Genomic DNA, 1254 nt, shown 5'->3' with positions numbered 1-1254 from the left:
AGGCTCGACGATCTGTTTGCGCAATCGATACCGGCTTCGATAGCCTGCGCGCTTGAGCTTTGTGCTCATTCTGGCGATGAGCGTACCGGACTTGAGCTTCCTTTTTGTCGTGGCCGCCTTGGCGCCGTGCTTTTGCCGTCCGGTGGCGACGTAGCCCTCGATCCGGCGTCGGATCAGCGTGCGAAGATTGGCTTGCGAGCAATAGCCCGCATCGGCCGATGCTTCGTCCGGGTTGTTCCCGAGATTGGCTTTTATGGCATCGAGCAATGGCGCAAGCTGCGCCTGATCGCTCGGCGAGTTGGTCAGCGTGTGCGCCACGATGATCTGATGGGCGCCATCGACGGCGGCCTGTGCGTTGTAGCCCTGGATGAAGCCGTTTTTGGTCGGCATCACGCGGCTGTCGGGATCGGTGAAGTTGCGTTGCGCCTTGTCGCTCGGCTCTGCCGTGACGGGCTTGGACTTGCGTCCCGGCCGGCCCTTGCCGCCGTCGCCGGAGCCGTCGTCGTCCGGCTTCGAGGCAGCTTTGGCTTTGGCTTCAGATTCCAGCGCGGCCTTGGCGGTACGGATCTTCTCCAGCCGCTTCTCTTTGTTGGCCATCCACTCGGGCATCTCGTCGCCACGCTTCGAGGCTCCGAGCTGACGATCCTCGGCCTTGTCGGTCTGGGCGGCCTGAGCCAGCCAGCGCTCGACCTCCGCAGCAAGCCTCGGCTCGGCCTCTTTCATCCGGCCATAGCTCATCGCCTTGTGGATCCCAGCATTGGCCTTGATCTTGGTGCCGTCGAGCGCCACGTGGCCAAGCTTCACGAGCCCCGCCTCGCGGCACAGCGCAAGAACCTGCCAGAACAATCCGGAGAGCGCAGCCAAATGCCGCTTGCGGAACTCGCTGATCGTGCGGAAGTCCGGACGCTGCATCCCCGTTACGGCCGCAAAATCCAGCCGCTCCTCGCAGCCCCGCGCGATCTTGCGCGACGAATAGATCCCCTGGCTGTACGCATAAAGCAGCAGTGCCACCATCATGCCAGGATGATAGGGCGGAAAGCCGCGCTCCTCGTCGTAGACATCCATGATCCGCGACAGGTCCAAGCCTGCGCGAACCGTGTCGCGAACAAAGTGGGCCATGTGCCCAGAAGGCACCAAATCCTGGATCGACGGCGGCAGCAGCCAAACCTGATCAACGTCCCAAGGACGAAATGTCTTGCTCATCTACCGTTTGAATCACAACGCTTGTTCTTCGTCGAGAAAAATCCGATTACT

1 protein-coding gene is annotated in these 1254 nt (G+C 61.8%); it reads right to left on the bottom strand.

Annotated features, from left to right (window positions below):
• A partial coding sequence (locus CQ13_RS16575) for an IS1182 family transposase (RefSeq protein ID WP_057843935.1) occupies positions 1-1203 on the bottom strand: 1203 nt, incomplete at its 3' end.
• Positions 1204-1254: the final 51 nt, after the last annotated feature.

The organism is Bradyrhizobium retamae (assembly GCF_001440415.1).
GTDB lineage: Bacteria > Pseudomonadota > Alphaproteobacteria > Rhizobiales > Xanthobacteraceae > Bradyrhizobium > Bradyrhizobium retamae.
The sequence above is the reverse complement of the archived record's forward strand: the minus strand, read 5'-3'. Positions and strand labels throughout refer to the sequence as shown.